We start from the raw sequence: 19583 nt of genomic DNA, 5'->3' as shown, positions 1-19583 counted from the left end.
TCTTACGTTAAGTGCATTCATTGACTACTACCGTTATTTACTAATGGCTTCGTTGCAAACCAAGGCTAATTTTGACTGGTCTTTGTTTACTGCAATTCTAGAAATGCCCGTTGAGCAAATAGAACTAACATCAGCTAACGTTTCCCACTCTTTTTCGCTATTGATATTCCAAGTAACTAACTGATTAGCTTTAGAAGATAATAACGTATGACTATTTAACCAGGTGTAATATTGACTACGCGGAGGCAAAGAAATCAGTTCATTTGTTTGTTTGGTATTAGCGTCAAATGCCCAAACAGTTTGTGTTTTATCGTCGCCTTTTGAATAACTAAACCAATCTTCTTTTGCATTGTATCTAATGCTACGACCAATATTTTTATCAATTTTTAATGCAGATTTAGCGTTAAATGAAGGCAAGTATTGCAGGGTCATAGGTTCGCCTAAAACAAAAGTAGTCAAATCACTGTTTTTGCCCCAAGCATGGTAACCAACCGGTTTAGCTTCTCTGTTTAACATGGCCTGCTGACCTGACTTTGTATTGACTGTCCATAGTCGCTGCACGCCGTCGGGCTCAACTTTAATGATGGAGAGTTGATTGTCTTTAAGTGGTGTTTCTAAAGGGGAATACTCACTGGTTTGTTGCGTTCGGGTTAAATTGGCATGAGACTGCGTCATAAAATTATAATAAAAAATATCAGCCTGTTGTTCGCCTTGAGTGGTAGATAACATTTTTGTGTAATACAAACCTTTACCGTCTTCGCTAAATGATGGCTGATTGTCGTAGCCTTTTCTATTTGTGATATTTTTTGCTGTTGATATATCTAACTTTTTATCGTCATTAAAATCGATTAACCAAATGTCGGTCTGTGCCACAGCAGGCAAAGCAAGAGTAAGACTAAGAGCAAATATAGATAAGCGCATGAGCGGTCCTTTTTTATTATTTTTAGAGTGGTGTCCGTTAGCGCAAGACTTGACGGGTTGGTGTTATCACTTTATAACAAACCATACTCTTAACTAAGAAAAAATTCTATGTCGGTTAAACACCCAATTATTGCAGTGACAGGTTCCTCTGGCGCAGGAACAACAACAACCACAAACGCAATTACGCACATTTTTCGGAACTTGAACGTAGATGCCGCGCAATTAGAGGGCGATAGCTTCCATCGTTACGCTCGAGCTGAAATGGATGTTGAAATTCGTAAAGCGCAAGAGCAAGGCAAACATATTTCTTACTTTGGCTCAGAAGCAAATGATTTTGGCGCGTTAGAATCATTGTTCAAAAGCTATTCTGAAACGGGCACGGGTAATGTTCGTAAGTATTTGCACTCTTTTGATGAGGCTGTGCCTTACAATCAAATGCCGGGAACGTTTACGCCATGGGAAGAGTTGCGTGCAAATACCGACTGTCTTTTTTATGAAGGCTTGCACGGCGGGGCGGTAACAGAAGAGCACGATGTAGCTAAACATGTCGATTTGCTAATAGGCATGGTACCCATTGTTAATTTAGAGTGGATTCAAAAGATCATTCGTGACACAAATCAGCGTGGACACAGTAGAGAAGCGGTAATGAGCTCGATAGTGCGCAGTATGGAAGACTATTTCACGCATATTACTCCGCAGTTTTCTAGAACACATATTAACTTTCAACGAGTGCCTACTGTTGATACTTCAAACCCATTTAGTGCCAAAGATATACCAACGTTAGACGAGAGTTTTGTGGTTATTCGTTTTCGTGATCTAAAAGGCGTAGATTTCCCATATTTATTACAAATGATAGACGGGTCGTTTATGTCTCGTATAAACACCTTTGTTGTCCCAGGCGGAAAAATGGGCTTAGCCTTGGAGTTGATCATGACTCCTTTAATTCAAAACTTGATTGAAAAGCGTCGCAAGCTTATTGGCCAGCTAGATTGGATAGATAATAAGAAATAACGGACAAACTAAGTTAACGCACTACACTTTGAGTGCACAAAAAGTAACGCTTGGATCATATTGGTGCGGAAAATGAACCAAAATGGTGCAACTTGACAGTTTTAATAATTAGGAGCCAAGTAACCTGTTGAATTAAATCATTATTTTAATTGGCATGAATTTGGCTCTTGGTTCGGTATAGGACAACATACGTTGTTTGTAAAAGACAATATTTATCATCTTGGAGAGAAAAATGTCTGATTCGGTTTTAAACCTAATTAAAGAATATGAAGTTAAGTTTATTGATTTACGTTTTACCGACACAATCGGTAAAGAACAGCACGTAACTATTCCTTCGCACCAAATTGATGAAGACTTTTTTGAAGACGGTAAAATGTTTGACGGCTCTTCAATTTCAGGTTGGAAAGGCATTAACGAATCTGACATGATTTTAATGCCTGATGCAGACTCTGCGGTATTAGACCCATTTACAGAAGCTGCAACGCTTAACGTACGTTGTGACATCGTAGAGCCTACAACTATGCAAGGTTACGAGCGTGACCCACGTTCTGTTGCTCGTCGTGCAGAAGATTACATGCGTGCTGAAGGCATTGCGGACGAAGTATTTGTTGGTCCAGAGCCGGAGTTCTTCGTATTTGACGATGTTAAATTTAAAACTGATATGTCTGGTTCATCTTACAAAATTGATTCATCAGAATCAGCTTGGAACTCAGACAAGCATTATGAAGAAGGCAACATGGGACATCGTCCTATGGTTAAGGGCGGTTACTTCCCAGTTCCACCAGTTGACTCATCTCACGACTGGCGTTCAGCAACATGTTTAGTAATGGAAGAAATGGGCTTAACAGTTGAAGCGCATCACCATGAAGTTGCTACTGCAGGTCAAAATGAAATTGCAGCTTTGTATAACACGCTTGTAAAGAAAGCTGATGAAGTTCAAATTTATAAGTATGTTGTGCACAACATGGCACATGCATACGGCAAAACAGCAACGTTTATGCCTAAGCCAATCGTTGGTGACAATGGTTCTGGTATGCACGTGCATCAGTCATTACAAAAAGGTGGCGAGAACCTTTTTGCTGGTGATAAGTATGGCGGTCTTTCTGAAACTGCTCTTTACTACATTGGCGGCATCATTAAGCATGCTAAAGCAATTAACGCTTTCACAAATGCTTCTACAAACTCGTATAAGCGTTTAGTACCAGGATTTGAAGCGCCAGTAATGCTTGCTTACTCTGCACGTAACCGTTCTGCATCTATTCGTATTCCGGTAGTACCTTCGCCAAAAGCACGTCGTATTGAAGTTCGTTTCCCTGACCCTACAGGTAACCCGTACTTAGCATTTACTTCAATGTTAATGGCTGGCCTAGACGGTATTAAAAACAAAATCCACCCTGGCGATGCGATGGACAAAGACTTATATGACTTGCCTGCTGAAGAAGCAGCTGCAATTCCACAAGTTGCATCATCACTAGAAGAAGCGTTAAATGCACTTGATGCTGACCGTGAATTCTTAACAGCTGGTGGCGTTATGACTGACGACATGATTGATGCTTACATTGACCTTAAACGTCAAGAAGTAGAAAGATTAAACATGACAACTCACCCAATTGAGTTTGAGATGTACTACAGCCTTTAAGCTAAGCTGTTAATCTTTTAAGTAAAGCCCACTCATAGCAGTGGGCTTTTTTTCTGGCGTAATGCCTTAAAATTGGTTAAATTCTATTTACCTAAAAACAATATATGGTTAAAAGAACATGAGGAAGTTCGTTTTGCTGCTGTTGATTTGCTTATTTGCATCTCAATCTTATGCATCAGCAAATAAAAAAGTGTATGTATGGCGCAATGCAGATGGAGTTATTGTTTTTTCGGACTCTCCAAAAGCGGACGTTAACGCCGACACAGTGGACATTAGTACAACACCAAATATTATTAAGTCAGTAGATACTAAAATTATCGAGGGCACGGAGCAGCCAGCCAAAGACAAAATTAGTATTGATATTGTTAAGCCTACCATTGACGAAACTATTCGTGACAATACGGGCTCTGTCTATATATCTGGCGCTATTAGACCTTCATTTAAACGTGGCCTGTCTGTTGTTCTTAAGCTAGACGACAAGAAGGTAAAAGGCCCGCAAAAATCCGCTGTATTCATCTTACGTGATGTGGATCGCGGAGAACATAGAATCCAATTGGAAGTATGGAACGATTCAGGCAAGGTTATTGCAGTTAGTAAGCCTGTGACCTTTTTTGTTCATCGAGCATCTGTTAATTCACCAAATTAGTGCAATTAGCTTTGAGTCAAAAAGGTTTATGACTTAGACTAAATGTCCTATGCACCATGTTGGTGCGGAGAATTACCAATTGAGCAACAACCTCTCAAACTCGCTGATTAGCGAACAAATACTAGAACAGCTAAATTTAGCGGTTGTGCTTGTTGATCGCGAGTTAAAAGTATTGTTTGCAAACCAACAAGCAGCGTCTGTTTTTGGTCACACGCGTAAAAAGCTCTTAAATCAAACTTTGCTTAGACTACCCATTAAACATACCTTTCCTGAAAACTTATTTTCTCAGTTGTGGGAGTCACAACAGTCTTTTGCTGATCATGAAGTAGAGTGGACATTCATTGATGGCCGCCATATTAGTTCAGAAGTTAACGCCGACTTGGTGATGTTGAATAATGAGCCAGCTTGTTTGTTACAGATTAGAGATAATGACAATCTAAAAAAATTAAATACCGAGAATGCACATAAGCACCATATAAGTGCGTCTAGACATTTAATAAGAGGATTGGCGCACGAAATTAAAAACCCGTTAGGGGGCATTAGAGGCGCAGCTCAATTGTTGTCTCGTAGTTTAGATTCTGATGAGTTAAGAGAATACACTCAAATGATCATTGATCAATCTGACCGATTAAAAGAGTTGGTTGATCGCCTTTTAGGACCTAATACGCCACCAAAAAGAAGCCTTACAAACATTCACGGCATACTCGAACGAGTTGTTAGCTTGGTGCAAATTGAGTTAAACGCGAATACAAAAATCACAAAAGACTATGATCCAAGTTTACCTGAAATTCTTGTGGATGAAGGACAGATAGAACAAGCCGTATTGAACATTCTTCAGAACGCTGTGTATGCTGCTTCGCACGCTAATGAAGGCTCTGCAGGAAGTGTTGTGGTTCGAACCCGCTTTGAAGGTAATAAGGTTCTTCATGGTAGTTCCTACAAAAAGGTGCTCAAAATTTCCATTATTGATAACGGTACTGGCATTGCCGAAAGCATTAAGTCTACTTTGTTTTACCCGATGATCACCGATAAGCCTGAAGGAAATGGCTTAGGCCTTTCAATTTCTCAGCGCTTAATTGATCAACATAAAGGGGTTATTGAAGTAGATAGTTGGCCCGGACATACTGAATTTTCGATTTATTTACCAATCCAAGAGATGGAGCGTCACGCATGATTAAAGTTTGGGTAGTTGACGATGATAACTCTATTCGTTGGGTGTTAGAAAAAGCGTTGAGTCAAGGTGGCTTTGACGTAGAGTCGTTTGCAACGGGTGAACTGATTTTACAACGGTTAGAACATGATCGTCCTGAAGCCATATTTTCTGATATTAAAATGCCAAATATGGATGGTATGGAGCTATTGCAAACCATTCAGCAAAAGTACCCAGACTTACCCGTTGTTATTATGACCGCGCATTCAGATTTAGACAGTGCCGTTAACGCATTTCAGCATGGTGCATTTGAGTATCTACCAAAGCCATTTGATATTGACGATGCCGTTGCGTTAGCCAAAAAAGCCGTTGAACACAGTAAGAATATTGCTAAGAAAAATAAGCCGGAAGATAATCAACCAGCTTCTGAAATTATCGGCGAAGCGCCTGCGATGCAGGAAGTCTTTAGGGCAATTGGACGACTTTCTCGTTCTAGTGTGAGTGTCTTAATTAATGGTCAGTCAGGTACCGGCAAAGAGCTGGTAGCACATGCGCTGCACAAACATAGTCCTCGCTCTGCTGAAACATTTGTTGCGTTAAATATGGCAGCCATTCCCAAAGACTTAATTGAGTCAGAATTATTTGGCCATGAGAAGGGAGCGTTTACCGGAGCAACCGCAACAAAAAAAGGTCGTTTTGAACAAGCAAACGGCGGCACCTTATTTTTAGATGAAATTGGCGATATGCCACTAGATGTGCAAACTCGTTTATTGCGAGTATTGGCAGAAGGACAGTTTTATCGTGTTGGCGGGCATGATCCCGTAACCGTTGATGTAAGGATAGTGGCAGCAACCCACCAGAATCTTGAAGAGCTAGTTAATGAAAACCGATTTCGTGAAGATCTTTTTCACCGTTTGAATGTAATCAGAATTCATATTCCAGCCTTAAAAGATCGTCAACAAGACATTGCTAAATTATGCCGTCACTTCTTACATACCGCAGCGCAAGAGTTAGCGGTAGAAGTGAAAAGTATCAGTAAACCTGCCTTGTCATTTTTAGAAAGCTATCGTTGGCCTGGCAATGTAAGACAGTTAGAAAATACCTGTCGTTGGTTAACTGTGATGGCAAGCGGTAAAGAAATACTATACGACGATTTACCACCTGAAATGCTAGAAGAGAACGCTCAATCTGGATCCAGCGTCGTTATTAACTCGGAAGTTAACTCAAGCGATTGGACTCTGTTATTTGAACAGTGGGTTCAAGAGCAGTTGTCCGCAGGAAGCGTTGATATTAATGCACAAGCACAAGCCGATTTTGAGCGTACGTTAATTAATAAAACGTTGGAATTTTGCAATGGTCACCGACAACTAGCAGCGAAAAAGATTGGTTGGGGACGAAACACCATCACAAGAAAAATGAAAGACCTTAATCTTAATTAGTCTTTGGTCTACCTCTTGTAACTCATTGATTTAAAATAGGTTCAGGTACAGAATTTCGCCAAAACTTTGCTTTTCAGTGTGTCACTAGCTAACTTCTCTATTCAATTATGAATAGGGAATGATAATGAAAAAAACGTATATAAAAGAAACACCTGTACTTCTATTAGTGGCACTTTTAGGTCTATCAACCGCTGCAAAAGCGGAATTGATTGGTTACGACCTTTACTCCGGCAACTTGAATTCAAACCTTGGGCTTACCTACTATCAAAATGATGCGCAAGGTGCGTATGCAAGCAGTCAAGATGGCTTTGGTAAATACCAAAGCGCTGGGGCTAATAGTAGTGCTGTCCCTGATGGTTTAATTGATATGAGCGGTTGGGGTTTATTGGATAATTACGGTTTAGTAATGCCTACTGAAAATTATGCTTTTTTTGGTATTACCGATACGGTAAATAGTAGCAACCCAGCCGGTAACTCTACTGCTGAATGGGGGTTTGATATTGGTAACTTTTCTAACCTTTCGATAGATATAGATTTTGCCGCCATGGGCGATTTTGAATCAAGCGACACATATAGTTTAAGCTACGCCGTTGACGATAGCCTGTTTAGTCCGCTATTTGTTTTTACTACAGAGGGGAGTTTGTCATTGAATTACACAATGGTGAACGGCAATCAGCGAATGTTAAATGATCCTTTGAGTATCCGCGGTCCTAATAGTCCATTCAGATTTAACCTTACCAATGAGTTTACTCAATATTCAGCGAATATTGGCGAACAAGGACAAACACTTAGATTGAGAATGGATGCTCGTGCCGACGGTGGTACAGAAGCATTTGGCTTTAGCAACATTCGAATTAACGGGACTGCCCTTGCCGACGAGCCTATTACAGGGATTTCTGAAGTTAGTGAGCCTGGCACATTGGCCATTATGTCTTTATCTCTACTGGGCTTGTTTAGGCGTTATTCAGCGTGAAGTCGTTTGTAAATGGCCGATGGACAATGGCAAATTACAAATGGTAAATAGCAAAAGGGTGACGCATGGTATTTAGCTTTAGGCGTCATCAATATCAAAAGAGAGCTGCTCAGACAACTCCATCATAGTCAGGTAAACATTGATGAGCTTATTGATTTGACCTTGGCTGAGTGGTTCATTTGTATTTGTTGAAGCCATATCAACGTGTTGATTTCTTAGACTAATAGTTTCGTCATTACTTTTTGCCGTAACGTTTATCGTTAAATTGTCAGCAGTGGGACTAATGCTAAAAGTTAAATTCCAATGTGCAGCTTTTGGACTATCAACAATCTTGAAACCATGTTCGCTGAAATATTGCTTAATTCCAGATTGGTAGGCATCTTTTACAGATACAAATACGGTTTTATTTCGCGCTGCCAAAAGAGCGGCGTAACGGCCTAAGTCAAAGGTGTAATAACGTTCTGTTTTTCCGCCATTTAAAAACTGAGCTTGAAGCGTTGTTGACTTGTTTATCCAACCATTGTCTATTGGCCAGCCTTTTTGTTGCAATAGGGCCGACGCCTTATCAAGGTGTTCAGTTTGTGATGCAATCCAATGGTGCTCTTTGGCTAAAGGAAACGACACAAGTTGCTGAATATTGGGCTTGTCTTCTATTGGCATTGAACCTGACACCTTTGTGCACAAGTCGTTACCTACGTTTGAGTATTCATGCTGCAGTTGCTGACTTGACGCTTTAAACGCCGCAACAACGGGCGCCTGATTTGCAACTTCTAAGTTGAGTCCTAGTTTCAACTGCAGCTCTTCAGCCAAGGCTTGGCGTTGCGTTAGCAGTTGTTTTTCGATGAGCTGAAACGTGTAGTTGTTTAGCGAAGATTTACTCGTGGCATTATAAAGACAAACTTTACCATCTATATTGAATGCACGTGGTTGCTCAGTTACAGAAACCGTCAATTGATTTGCCAGTCCCATTGGACTCAATATGAACAACGGTAGGCTGAACAGTAATATCGACTTTTTAATAGCGCGCACGTGCATTTCCTTTTACTTACAGTCGGTTGTCAACATAGTCTTGAGGCAAGCCAACGGATACGGCAAATACTTTTTGACCTAACGATGTTTGGTATATTTTCCCGTCTGCTTTGTCTTTTATTTTTTCGGCGTTATCTGAGTCTTTCCATTTCACGATTTGTGCAATGGCACTGTTACTAGATGGCTTTACCATAGCAACAGCAATAGGCTCTACAAACCCTTGTTGGTACTGAAATAAAATCATAGTTTCGTTATTCAATATACCGGCATTTCGGCCTCTATCTAGAGTTACCTGATTGTCTTTAAAGGCAACAACTTGAGCACTTGAAGGCATTTCTATAAGTAACCTTGATAATAAAACATCGAAGGCTTTAGATGCCATTGAGTTAAATACTGCATGCACATTGTCTTGATCAGAATAATTAAAGCCTGTGTAATATTTGTTGTTTACTTCGGTATATACCAACGATTCTTTTGAACGAAACGTCTGTACCTTTAACTCTAATTTTACCTAAATTTGGATAGGCTAGTTTTTCTTTTGTATATGGGTTTATCACGCTAGTGCTCATTTCAACATGATACTGCGCTAAGCCGTTGTGTTCGCCATAAAATCGGTCGGCAGACTTTATTGTATCAATTTTCACCGCATAGTCTGGACGCAGTACCTTGGCGTTTTTGTTGAGTTCAGCCACAGTTTTAACATCTTGTTCTTCAAACTGTTTTTGTTTCTCAAGAGCAATAGTGTCGTTGTCATTAGTCACAATTCTAAAGCGATTAACACCTGCTAATTGGTTTTCTAACATTAAGCCTAAGGTTTTGTTATTGAGTCTTGTTAAAGCGGCTGCTTCAGGTGCATATTTGCTATCAATTTTATTGTCACCAAAGTAAATTCGGATGGCTTTTTTATCGAGAGGACACGCGTTTTTTTCAATATCAAATTCGTCATCACAAAATTGTAAACCTTGCGTATCAAAGTTAGCTGGAACTTGTATGTCTTTGTCTTCAAATTCATAGGCACTTTTAGCAATACGCATTAATGACGCGTTTGCCGTCGGAGCTGAAGCCGTGGTTTGCTCTGCTGGATATTGTATTTCTTGGCTCGCACAACCTGCGAGTGATAATACAAGTGTTAGTGTTAGTAATCTCATGTCACTTCCTTTTCTACAATTCTTATAATCTGTTTTCTACAATGTTTACAACTTCGTATCTAAAATTTTCTGAATTTCTTTGGTTATATCTAAAACCGCTTTTTGTTCTGAAATAAAATCGTTGGCGACGTTGCTCATATGAATTCTGGCTTGGGCAAGTTCGTAACCTTTATTTGTTTTGTGAGCATTTATTAGCATAGCTATGCCTTCGAGTTTAAGCATTTCCTCGAGGTTATCTTTCAAGATTATGGCTAACTTAGCTCCTTGCAATAGCAATTCAGCTGCCAGTCTTGCATTTTCTGCTTGTATGCCTGTATTTGCTTGTTGATATTGCTTTAATTTAACGGATATTTTTTCTTTACTGTTAATATGAAGTTTGTCAAAACGAGCCGCTTCGGCCTTAAGTTCAGCGGGGCTTTTATCTTTATTGGCGACAATAAATGACATAACATCTTTATGGTTATCAACAATAGTTTGGTACTTTTTAAGTAGATTTTTTTGGTTCCTAAATATACTCAAAATTGATACTGAAACGCTGTCAAATATAGGCGAAACAGATTCATGGCGAAACCCAACCTTTTGCATATCGGCCGCAATGCGATCAACTCGTTGTTGTCGATCTAGTTTTTGGGCTTGCTCATTTGTTAACAGTTGATGCTTACCAAAGGCAACATAAGACTCACCCAAAGCATTCTGTTGAATTTGCATGGCACAGCCGCTGCACAACAAGCTAATAAACAACGCACATAAAAGCGTTATGTATCGGTTGGGAATTAGGTTTGGCATCTATTGTTGTTGGCTCAATGCAAGTTGACTAAAAAATGAAGCGCTAGCTTCTGTTAATACCTGCACTTCTTGCAAACCAAACTCAAAACTGGAAATAGGCCTGCGCAATACCAGCTCATCATTGATGGCAATAACTTGCTCAGCGGTTATTGAGGTCGCAAAAAAAGGCGCTTTTTTATAAGAAGAAACCGTTGGGCCAACAATGATCATTTTGATCTTATGCTTAGCACTTTGTTTTTTTGTTAACAGTGTTTGAAACTCTTTTTGTAAAAGAGGCGCTAATCCCAAGCGCTCAGAACCACTGTCTGAACCTATTTGAATTGAAAGTTCTGCATCTGAAATTAGAGACATAAAGAGGTTTTTGAATTGTGCTAATTCACTTTTTAAAGAAAATTGATCTTCGCCGTAAACATGAAGCAACTCAATATATTGTTCTGCGGTGTTTAGTTGAGGCCAAAGTAATAAACCATTCGCGATTATTTGCTGATCAGTTTTTTGTAAATCAATGAGGGGCGTTATTTGTAACGTTAAATAGTTTTGAATAGGCGTGAATACAGAGGCTTTATTAACCTCAATCAGCACGTAAGTTTGATTGTTTATTGTTTCGCTAGAAAGAACCTGATTGCCAACAAAACTAAACTGTTCTGAGTTTAGCTGGCCCAATGATTTTATACTTTGGAGCACAGTGCCGTTTGTCGTTTTTTCGTTGTAGGTTGAGGTAGTGTTTGAAACGTTAACAATCAGCCTATTTGATAATTGTTGTAAGGCATCTGCCTTTGCTGATTTTAAGTTAGGTCCACTGCCTGTTGTAATAAAAGTAGTAGCAGTATCTTTTGGCGCCGATAGAGACCATTTAGGCGCTGTGGACGAGCAAGCAACAAGCATGAGTAAGCTAACCACTATCCATATTGTTTTGCTCATGAAACACCTGTTTAATTAGTTATTTGGTTCAAAAATAATGAGTCTAGCAAAGTTAGTCAATGCTAGACTCAAAAAGTTTCCAAAGCGCTACTTAAAGATGTAACGACTTGTGTTTTTAATGCAGGAGTTCAGCTAGCTTACGATGTTCCAATAACTCTTTAGCGCACTCTATGTCGGGCGCAAAATAGCGGTCTTCATCATAAAACGGCACTGCAGCTCGTAATATTGCTTTGCCTTCTTCTACCATCGCCGATGACTTGTGCGGCGCTCTGAAATCTAACCCTTGGCAAGCCGCTAACCATTCAACGGCTAAAATGGCAAATGTATTGTCAGCCATGTCTTGCAGTCTGCGAGCTGCAAAGGTAGCCATAGAAACGTGATCTTCTTGGTTTGCACTCGTCGGCAAGCTATCAACTGAGGCTGGGTGTGCATAGCTTTTGTTTTCAGAAGCTAAAGCCGCAGAGGTAACTTGGGCAATCATGAAACCTGAGTTTACACCGCCGTTATCCACTAAAAATGGCGGTAACTTGCTTAGGTTTGAGTCGATTAACATGGCCATTCGACGCTCTGAAAGCGCGCCAATCTCTGATATCGCAATGGCTAAGTTATCCGCCACCATGGCTACAGGTTCGGCGTGAAAGTTACCACCTGAAATAATGTCTGCGCCATCATCATGTAAAAAGACTAATGGGTTGTCCGTTACACCGTTTGCTTCGGTTTTTAAGATATCGCCAGCGTGACGAATTTGCTGTAAACATGCACCTAGTACTTGAGGTTGGCATCTTAATGAATAAGGGTCTTGGACTTTGTCACATTGAATATGACTATTGCCTACCTCTGATGAATCGCTTAATACATTTCTAAACGCTGCAGCGATATCAATTTGACCTTGCTGGCCGCGAGCTAAATGGATTCTTTCGTCAAAAGGAGAGCGAGAGCCAAGCGCTGCTTCTACCGTTGTTGCGCCAATCATAATAGATGACGCTAATAAGTCTTGTGCTAAAAAGTAACCTTTTAATGCTAATGCGGTAGAAGTTTGGGTACCATTTAATAATGCCAAGCCTTCTTTGGGTGCTAGGTCAATCGCATTCAAACCAGCTTGTTTTATACCTTGTTCAGAATGAACAATCTTGCCATCGATTCTGACGACGCCTTCGCCTAATAACGGTAGTACTAAGTGAGCCAGTGGCGCTAAATCGCCAGATGCGCCTACTGAGCCTTTAGCTGGTACGCAAGGGTACACCTCATTATTGACCAAGCTAATTAATGCTTCGATAACCGATAATCTAATGCCAGAAAAACCGCGAGCCAGTGAGTTGATTTTAAGTACAAGCATTAATCGAATGACGTTGTCACTTAAGTACTCGCCGGTACCGGCCGCATGGGACAGCACTATTTTACGTTGCAGAATTTGCAATTCTTCTTTCGAGATTCGTGTATTGGCCAATAAACCAAAGCCAGTATTAATTCCGTAAACGACTCTGTCTTCATCGATAACTTGTTGCACGGCTTGTTGGCTTCTATTGATGGCGTCTTTGCAAGACTCATCAAGGCTAAGTTGAACTGGCGCATCGTAAATTTTGCGAAGCGTTTCAAGGTCTAACGTTCCTGGTGTAAGTACTAATTTGTTCATTATTTTACTTCCTTTGCTACCGCGTCATTTTCCAGCGACGGTAAGTTTAAACCTTGCTCTTTTGCACAATTAATTGCGATATCGTAACCAGCGTCTGCATGTCGCATTACGCCTGTTGCTGGATCATTCCAAAGTACATTAGCTAAACGTTGCTCTGCTTCTGCAGTACCGTCGGCAACAATAACAACGCCTGAGTGCTGGCTAAAGCCCATGCCAACCCCACCACCATGATGCAAAGAAACCCAAGTAGCACCCCCTGCGGTATTTAATAATGCGTTTAATAAAGGCCAGTCTGAAACCGCATCTGATCCGTCTAACATGGCTTCGGTTTCTCTATTGGGGCTTGCCACTGAACCTGAGTCTAGGTGGTCACGGCCAATAACAACGGGAGCCGATAACTCGCCGCTTTTCACCATGTCATTAAAGGCTTTAGCGATTCGTGCGCGATCTTTTAAGCCAATCCAACAAATACGTGCTGGCAAGCCTTGGAATTGAATACGCTCTCTGGCCATATCTAACCAGTTATGCAGATGTGGGTTATCAGGGATAAGCTCTTTTACTTTGGCGTCTGTTTTATAGATGTCTTCAGGGTCACCAGATAACGCAACCCAACGGAATGGACCAATGCCTTCACAAAATAATGGGCGAACATAAGCAGGCACAAAACCAGGGAAGTCAAAAGCATTGGTAACGCCTTCTTCTAGAGCCATTTGACGAATGTTATTACCGTAGTCTGTTGTTGCGGCACCGGCGGCTTGAAGGTCTAGCATCGCTTGGACTTGTTTTGCCATAGATTGCTTAGCCGCTTTAACAACTGCAGCTTCATCTTTTTTACGCATTTCTGCCGCATGTTCCATGCTCCAGCCTAGCGGCAAGTAACCATTTAATGGATCGTGAGCAGATGTTTGGTCGGTGACCACATCAGGGGTGATGCCGCGCTTGACCAATTCAGGGAATATTTCTGCTGCATTGCCAAGTAAACCTACCGACACCGCTTGTTTATTTGCAACCGCTTCATCAATCATCGACAAAGCTTCATCTAATGTTGTTGCTTTTTTATCGACGTAACCTGTACGTAAACGGAAGTCGATTCGTGATTCGTCACATTCAACAACTAGTGCTGCGTATCCTGCCATTGTTGCCGCTAGAGGCTGTGCGCCACCCATTCCACCAAGACCACCAGTTAAAACCCAACGGCCAGACGCGTCACCATTAAAATGTTGTTTTGCCATGGCAACAAAGGTTTCGTAGGTGCCTTGAACAATGCCCTGCGAACCAATATAAATCCAAGAACCAGCTGTCATTTGGCCGTACATCATAAGGCCTTGTTTATCGAGCTCGTTAAAGTGTTCCCAGTTTGCCCAATGCGGTACTAAGTTAGAGTTCGCAATTAATACTCTAGGGGCGTTGCTGTGAGTATTAAATACGCCAACTGGTTTCCCCGACTGTACTAATAAGGTTTGGTGATCTTCCAATTGATCTAAAACTTCTACGATTTTGTCGAATGATGGCCAATCTCTTGCTGCACGACCAATACCGCCATAAACCACTAAATTTTGCGGGTGTTCTGCAACTTCTTCGTCGAGGTTGTTCATTAACATTCGTTTGGCCGCTTCCGTTAACCAAGATTTAGCGGTAATTTTATTGCCACGAGGCGCGCGAATGACGCGTGAAGAATCGAAACGTTGATTTGACATGATGTTTCCTTTGAATAGGATTTTTTAGTTTTAGTTTTAGTTTTAGTTTTAGTTTTAGTGCTTGCCAAAGGTCAGCTGGCCACCAAGGCGGTAGCTTGAACCTGGATATATAATTCGGGCGAAACAAACCACGTCATTTTTGCTCGACGTACGACGGATCAATTGCAAACAAGGTTCTTGATTATAAAGTTGTAACCATTCACACACTTGTTCCGTTGGGGCCACAGCTTCAATGGTATGACGTGCCTCTGTTAGAGGTGCGACCTGAGACAAGTATTCGTGAGGTGTTGTTTCGGTAAAGTCTTGTGATAAGTAATCTGGCGCACTTTTAGGATTAATAAAGCGTTCTTCAACTTGTACGGCTTTGTTATTGTCAAAGTGCACGATTACAGAACGAAAAACTTCAGAGTCCACATCTACATCTAGTGCAATAGCGATGGGGGCAATGGCTTCAATCGTTTCTAATTCAATAACAGTCGCTTTATGCTGGTGGCCACGAGCTGTGATTTCATCAGCGATGTCTTTAATTTCGAACATAGAGCCCTGGCCTTTGAGCGACGCAACGTAGGTACCTGAACCTTTAGTTCGATTTAATATGCCTTGTTGGCTCAACTCCTCAACCGCTCGCCTTGCCGTCATGCGGCTCACAGCAAAATCATCCGCTAATTTATTCTCTGAGGGTACCAGTGCATTTTCTTGCCACTCGCCAGATTCAATTTTTTCCAGTATGTACTTTTTAATTTGTTCAAACTTTGCTGTCATCTTGGGCTACCATCTAGTTTTGCTGTTGGCCAATTTAGGCCTTTAATAAATTGAAACCTTAAATAAAAGGTGACACACTAAACCTGTATATACAACTTAAAATAATCCATAACCACTTAGATCGTCAAGGTTGTTTAATGAATAATTCTGAAGCGCTACCGCAAACATTTGACCTAGTTATTAAAAATATTCACTTATTAACAATGGACAAAAAAACTCATCAGCAGGCCTATGGTCTTATTAATGATGCAGCGATTGCTGTATTAAACGGGGAAATTAGTTGGCTAGGTCAGGCGGCGGACTTACCTGATATACCTTGTAAGAAACGTGGTGGACGGCGAAGGTCAATTCTTATCGCCAGGGCTAATTGATTGTCATACACACTTAGTATTTGCAGGCAGCAGAGCAGATGAATTCGAAAAGCGCCTAAATGGTGTTAGCTATAAAGAAATTGCTGAGCAGGGCGGTGGCATTTTAAGCACGGTTAACGCAACACGTGATGCCTCTTTTGAAGAGTTGCTGGTATTGGCTCAAAAGCGAGTGAAAACGCTGATGAGTGAAGGTGTAACCTGCATCGAAATAAAGTCTGGTTATGGTTTAAATACAGAAACAGAGGTTAAGATGTTAAAAGTAGCGCAAGCGCTTGAGCAGTCTTTTCCAGTTGAAATACGCCGAACCTTTTTAGGTGCGCATGCGGTTCCTCCAGAGTTTAAAAATAATCCCGACGGATACATTGATTACCTCATTACGGATACTTTACCGACACTTGTTGAACAAGACTTGGTCGATGCTGTTGATGGTTTTTGTGAAAATATTGGTTTTAGTACGGAGCAGATCAAAAAACTTTTTGATGCTGCAAAAAAATATAATTTGCCGGTTAAATTGCATGCAGAACAGCTAAGCGATAGTGGTGGTACAGGTTTGGTTGTCGACATGGAGGGATTGTCTGCGGACCATGTAGAGTATTTATCTGAAAAAGATTGTATAAAACTATCCCATTCTGTAACCATTCCTGTATTATTACCAGGTGCCTTTCATTCTTTGTCTGAAACGCAGCTGCCACCAATCAAAATATTAAGGGAATTAAACGTCCCAATGGCGATAGGTAGTGATTACAACCCGGGGTCTTCGCCACTATGTTCATTAAAGCTAATGCTTAGTTTGGCCTGTACTCATTTTAAATTAACACCAGAAGAATCTTTACTTGGTGTTACTTGTAATGCAGCTAAAGCGTTGGGATTAAAAAATGTCGGTGCATTAAAAGTAGGCTATAGAGCTGATTTTTGTTTATGGGATATAAAACACCCGGCAGAACTTAGCTATACATTCGGGATAAACCCGTTAACGCGAATGTGGATTCGTGGGCAAACCTGCTTTTTATAACGAATTATTTTAACTCGTCGTCGTTTAATTATGGCGTAAATGCGAACAAAAACCTTGGTGATGTAAAAATGACAACAACTATCGACTTATCTCGTTATGGCATTAATGAGCCGACTGAAATCTTGCATAATCCGTCTTACGAGACTTTGTTTGCAGAAGAAACTAAATCTGAATTATCAGGTTACGAAAAAGGAACGGTAACTGAGCTTGGCGCGGTTAACGTAAACACTGGTGTATTTACAGGTCGTTCGCCTAAAGATAAATACATTGTATTGGATGATGTTTCACGAGATACCGTTTGGTGGAATTCAGAACAAGCACCAAATGATAACAAGCCTTTAGACCCTGCGGTTTGGACTGACCTTAAAGGTTTAGTATCAAAGCAGTTATCAGGTAAGCGTTTATTTGTTGTTGATACATTTTGTGGTGCAAATGAAAAAGTTCGCTTAAAAGTACGCTTTATTACTGAAGTTGCTTGGCAGGCCCACTTTGTTAAAAACATGTTTATCCGTCCTTCTGAAGAAGAATTAGCGACTTACGGCGACCCAGATTTTGTTGTTATGAACGGCTCTAAAACGTCTAACCCAGACTTTGAAAAGCACGGTATGAACTCAGAAGTATTTACTGTATTTAATATGACTGAAAAAATGCAGATCATTGGCGGTACTTGGTACGGCGGTGAAATGAAGAAAGGTATGTTCGCGATGATGAACTACTACCTTCCTCTGCAAGGCATGGCATCAATGCACTGTTCTGCAAACGTTGGTAAAGATGGCGACACCGCTATTTTCTTCGGTTTATCTGGTACAGGTAAAACAACATTATCAACAGATCCTAAGCGTGAGCTAATTGGTGATGACGAGCATGGTTGGGATGACGATGGCATCTTTAACTTTGAAGGTGGTTGTTATGCTAAAACTATCGATTTAGATAAAGAAAGTGAGCCTGATATTTATAAAGCAATTCGTCGTGATGCGTTATTAGAAAACGTAGCAGTAGATGAGAATGGCGTTATAGATTTCACAGATGGTTCTGTTACTCAAAACACACGTGTATCTTACCCTTTGCACCACATTGACAATATTGTTAAGCCGGTATCAAAAGCGGGTCACGCTAAAAAAGTTATCTTCTTATCTGCGGATGCGTTTGGTGTATTACCGCCAGTGTCTAAATTAACAGATGCACAAACTAAATATCATTTCTTGTCAGGTTTTACAGCTAAATTAGCGGGAACTGAACGTGGTATTACTGAACCTCAACCAACGTTCTCAGCGTGTTTTGGTAAAGCGTTTTTAACTCTACACCCATTACAATATGCTGAAGTTTTAGTTAAACGTATGAACGATGCTGGTGCAGAAGCTTATCTGGTAAACACAGGTTGGAATGGTTCTGGTAAACGTATCTCTATTAAAGATACTCGTGCAATCATTGACCGTATTTTAGATGGTTCAATTGAAAAAGCGCCAACTAAGAACGTACCAATCTTTAACTTAGAAGTACCAACTGAACTTGAAGGTGTTAACCCTGCAATTTTAGACCCTCGTGATACATACGCGAATGAAGGCGAGTGGACTGAAAAAGCGGAAGACCTTGCTGGTCGTTTCATTAAGTACTTTGATCAATATACTGATTTAGAAGACGGTGCTGAACTAGTAGCCGCTGGTCCACAACTTTAATTTGAAGAGGGGTGCGTAGGGTATACCTATTGCGCCATGTCTCTCACATTATGCGTCTAACATTGTTGTGAAACCATATTAGTAAATTGAGATTTAAAGCCAGTCATAAGACTGGCTTTTTTTATGCCTGTTAAATACTTCTTTCTATAAGTATCATATTCATAAATTAAATGAGGAGTGCGCGTGCAAGGTTTATCATCAAAACGATATCGCTATAGCCTTTTAACGTTATTAATACTAACGAGTGGATTGTTTTTAATAGGCTTGTTTATGCCAATTATGACCGTGAGTAAGTTTATCTTTTTAGATAATACTTTTTCTATTTCGTCAGGCATTTACGACTTGTTTGCTGAGGGTCGATATTTTTTATTTGTGGTGATCTTAGGTTTGAGTGTTCTGCTGCCAGTTTTAAAACTAGGTGTTCTGTTTTATCTTTTACTCAGCTTTGAGAAGTTAGAATATTTGAATAAAAGCAAACGATTATTAAACCTTATGCACGATTACGGTCGTTGGGCTATGCTTGATGTGATGGTTGTTGCTCTTCTGATTGTAACGGTAAAGTTAGGCGCTTTTGTCAATATTCAAACTCATAACGGTTTGTATGTGTTTGGCATTTCGGTTTTGCTAACAATGGCGGTAACCCATTTAGTGGTGCGTGCGGCCAATAAAAAAGGCGACTCAAAAGAATCGCCTTTCATATAATAAATAGGCTTATAACAAGACTGGCTTACAGCAAAGCTAGCTTGTTGCAATATAATAAAGCTAGCTT

The 19583-nt window shown here is 40.5% G+C and carries 17 protein-coding genes and 1 pseudogene; 9 read left to right on the top strand and 9 right to left on the bottom strand.

Annotated elements, in window-relative coordinates; all coding sequences use genetic code 11:
* Positions 1 to 33: 33 nt before the first annotated feature.
* Positions 34 to 921 carry a TolB family protein gene (locus GNP35_RS09260; RefSeq protein ID WP_155695821.1) on the bottom strand — a complete coding sequence of 296 codons (888 nt, stop codon included), beginning with the start codon at positions 919 to 921 and terminating at the stop codon, positions 34 to 36.
* 108 nt (positions 922 to 1029) lie between these two features.
* Here GNP35_RS09260 and GNP35_RS09255 point away from each other — a divergent pair, with 108 nt between their 5' ends.
* The 6 genes from GNP35_RS09255 (at position 1030) to GNP35_RS09230 (ending at position 7779) form a co-directional block, all read left to right on the top strand.
* The gene (locus GNP35_RS09255; protein ID WP_155695820.1) at positions 1030 to 1932 is read left to right on the top strand and encodes a phosphoribulokinase; all 903 of its coding nucleotides are present in this window, start codon (positions 1030 to 1032) and stop codon (positions 1930 to 1932) included.
* Between the two features lie 232 nt (positions 1933 to 2164).
* Positions 2165 to 3571, top strand: coding sequence for a glutamate--ammonia ligase (glnA, locus tag GNP35_RS09250; protein ID WP_155695819.1), 1407 nt, complete (start codon positions 2165 to 2167; stop codon positions 3569 to 3571).
* Between the two features lie 118 nt (positions 3572 to 3689).
* Complete coding sequence (locus GNP35_RS09245) at positions 3690 to 4217, top strand: DUF4124 domain-containing protein (RefSeq protein ID WP_155695818.1); 528 nt, start codon at positions 3690 to 3692, stop codon at positions 4215 to 4217.
* Between the two features lie 79 nt (positions 4218 to 4296).
* Entirely contained in the window at positions 4297 to 5391 is a 1095-nt protein-coding gene (glnL, locus tag GNP35_RS09240) for a nitrogen regulation protein NR(II) (RefSeq protein WP_196492473.1), read from the top strand.
* Positions 5388 to 6806 (top strand): nitrogen regulation protein NR(I), encoded by a 1419-nt coding sequence (glnG, locus tag GNP35_RS09235; protein ID WP_155695816.1) that lies wholly within the window; start codon positions 5388 to 5390, stop codon positions 6804 to 6806. Before glnL ends, glnG begins: the two co-directional genes overlap by 4 nt.
* A gap of 124 nt (positions 6807 to 6930) precedes the next feature.
* Entirely contained in the window at positions 6931 to 7779 is an 849-nt protein-coding gene (locus GNP35_RS09230; protein WP_155695815.1) for a hypothetical protein, read from the top strand.
* A gap of 78 nt (positions 7780 to 7857) precedes the next feature.
* Here the strand turns inward: GNP35_RS09230 and GNP35_RS09225 are convergent, their stop codons facing one another.
* From GNP35_RS09225 to hutC, 8 genes are all read right to left on the bottom strand, one after another.
* Complete coding sequence (locus GNP35_RS09225) at positions 7858 to 8808, bottom strand: hypothetical protein (RefSeq protein ID WP_155695814.1); 951 nt, start codon at positions 8806 to 8808, stop codon at positions 7858 to 7860.
* 16 nt (positions 8809 to 8824) lie between these two features.
* The gene (locus GNP35_RS09220) at positions 8825 to 9274 is read right to left on the bottom strand and encodes a hypothetical protein (RefSeq protein WP_155695813.1); all 450 of its coding nucleotides are present in this window, start codon (positions 9272 to 9274) and stop codon (positions 8825 to 8827) included.
* A complete protein-coding gene (locus tag GNP35_RS09215) occupies positions 9231 to 9956 on the bottom strand; it encodes a hypothetical protein (RefSeq protein WP_155695812.1) in 726 nt (241 codons plus the stop codon). Before GNP35_RS09215 ends, GNP35_RS09220 begins: the two co-directional genes overlap by 44 nt.
* 45 nt (positions 9957 to 10001) lie before the next feature.
* Complete coding sequence (locus GNP35_RS09210) at positions 10002 to 10664, bottom strand: hypothetical protein (protein ID WP_155695811.1); 663 nt, start codon at positions 10662 to 10664, stop codon at positions 10002 to 10004.
* 78 nt (positions 10665 to 10742) lie between these two features.
* Entirely contained in the window at positions 10743 to 11663 is a 921-nt protein-coding gene (locus tag GNP35_RS09205; RefSeq protein ID WP_155695810.1) for an LPP20 family lipoprotein, read from the bottom strand.
* Positions 11664 to 11778: 115 nt separating this feature from the next.
* Positions 11779 to 13296 carry a histidine ammonia-lyase gene (gene hutH, locus GNP35_RS09200; RefSeq protein ID WP_155695809.1) on the bottom strand — a complete coding sequence of 506 codons (1518 nt, stop codon included), beginning with the start codon at positions 13294 to 13296 and terminating at the stop codon, positions 11779 to 11781.
* Positions 13296 to 14993, bottom strand: coding sequence for a urocanate hydratase (hutU, locus tag GNP35_RS09195; protein WP_155695808.1), 1698 nt, complete (start codon positions 14991 to 14993; stop codon positions 13296 to 13298). Before hutU ends, hutH begins: the two co-directional genes overlap by 1 nt.
* 54 nt (positions 14994 to 15047) lie before the next feature.
* Positions 15048 to 15755, bottom strand: coding sequence for a histidine utilization repressor (gene hutC, locus GNP35_RS09190; RefSeq protein WP_155695807.1), 708 nt, complete (start codon positions 15753 to 15755; stop codon positions 15048 to 15050).
* Between the two features lie 137 nt (positions 15756 to 15892).
* Here hutC and hutI point away from each other — a divergent pair.
* The 3 genes and pseudogenes from hutI to GNP35_RS09175 all read left to right on the top strand — a co-directional run bounded on the left by hutI (position 15893) and on the right by GNP35_RS09175 (position 19516).
* Positions 15893 to 17138 (top strand): annotated as a pseudogene (hutI, locus tag GNP35_RS09185) (imidazolonepropionase).
* 68 nt (positions 17139 to 17206) lie between these two features.
* Positions 17207 to 18814 carry a phosphoenolpyruvate carboxykinase (ATP) gene (gene pckA / locus GNP35_RS09180; protein WP_155695806.1) on the top strand — a complete coding sequence of 536 codons (1608 nt, stop codon included), beginning with the start codon at positions 17207 to 17209 and terminating at the stop codon, positions 18812 to 18814.
* Between the two features lie 183 nt (positions 18815 to 18997).
* The gene (locus tag GNP35_RS09175; RefSeq protein ID WP_196492472.1) at positions 18998 to 19516 is read left to right on the top strand and encodes a paraquat-inducible protein A; all 519 of its coding nucleotides are present in this window, start codon (positions 18998 to 19000) and stop codon (positions 19514 to 19516) included.
* The last annotated feature ends 67 nt before the right edge of the window (positions 19517 to 19583 follow it).

It is taken from the genome of Psychrosphaera haliotis, from assembly GCF_009728465.1.
Taxonomy (GTDB): Bacteria; Pseudomonadota; Gammaproteobacteria; order Enterobacterales; family Alteromonadaceae; genus Psychrosphaera; species Psychrosphaera haliotis.
Note: the sequence above shows the minus strand (reverse complement) of the source record. Positions and strands in the feature narration are given on the sequence as shown.

What these genes read in the sequence shown, in the direction of transcription:
- GNP35_RS09260 (WP_155695821.1), bottom strand. Translation starts at nt 921, where the DNA reads ATGCGCTTATCTATATTTGCTCTTAGTCTTACTCTTGCTTTGCCTGCT.
- GNP35_RS09255 (WP_155695820.1), top strand. Translation starts at nt 1,030, where the DNA reads ATGTCGGTTAAACACCCAATTATTGCAGTGACAGGTTCCTCTGGCGCA.
- glnA (WP_155695819.1), top strand. Translation starts at nt 2,165, where the DNA reads ATGTCTGATTCGGTTTTAAACCTAATTAAAGAATATGAAGTTAAGTTT.
- GNP35_RS09245 (WP_155695818.1), top strand. Translation starts at nt 3,690, where the DNA reads ATGAGGAAGTTCGTTTTGCTGCTGTTGATTTGCTTATTTGCATCTCAA.
- glnG (WP_155695816.1), top strand. Translation starts at nt 5,388, where the DNA reads ATGATTAAAGTTTGGGTAGTTGACGATGATAACTCTATTCGTTGGGTG.
- GNP35_RS09230 (WP_155695815.1), top strand. Translation starts at nt 6,931, where the DNA reads ATGAAAAAAACGTATATAAAAGAAACACCTGTACTTCTATTAGTGGCA.
- GNP35_RS09215 (WP_155695812.1), bottom strand. Translation starts at nt 9,956, where the DNA reads ATGAGATTACTAACACTAACACTTGTATTATCACTCGCAGGTTGTGCG.
- GNP35_RS09210 (WP_155695811.1), bottom strand. Translation starts at nt 10,664, where the DNA reads ATGCAAATTCAACAGAATGCTTTGGGTGAGTCTTATGTTGCCTTTGGT.
- GNP35_RS09205 (WP_155695810.1), bottom strand. Translation starts at nt 11,663, where the DNA reads ATGAGCAAAACAATATGGATAGTGGTTAGCTTACTCATGCTTGTTGCT.
- hutH (WP_155695809.1), bottom strand. Translation starts at nt 13,296, where the DNA reads ATGAACAAATTAGTACTTACACCAGGAACGTTAGACCTTGAAACGCTT.
- hutU (WP_155695808.1), bottom strand. Translation starts at nt 14,993, where the DNA reads ATGTCAAATCAACGTTTCGATTCTTCACGCGTCATTCGCGCGCCTCGT.
- hutC (WP_155695807.1), bottom strand. Translation starts at nt 15,755, where the DNA reads ATGACAGCAAAGTTTGAACAAATTAAAAAGTACATACTGGAAAAAATT.
- pckA (WP_155695806.1), top strand. Translation starts at nt 17,207, where the DNA reads ATGACAACAACTATCGACTTATCTCGTTATGGCATTAATGAGCCGACT.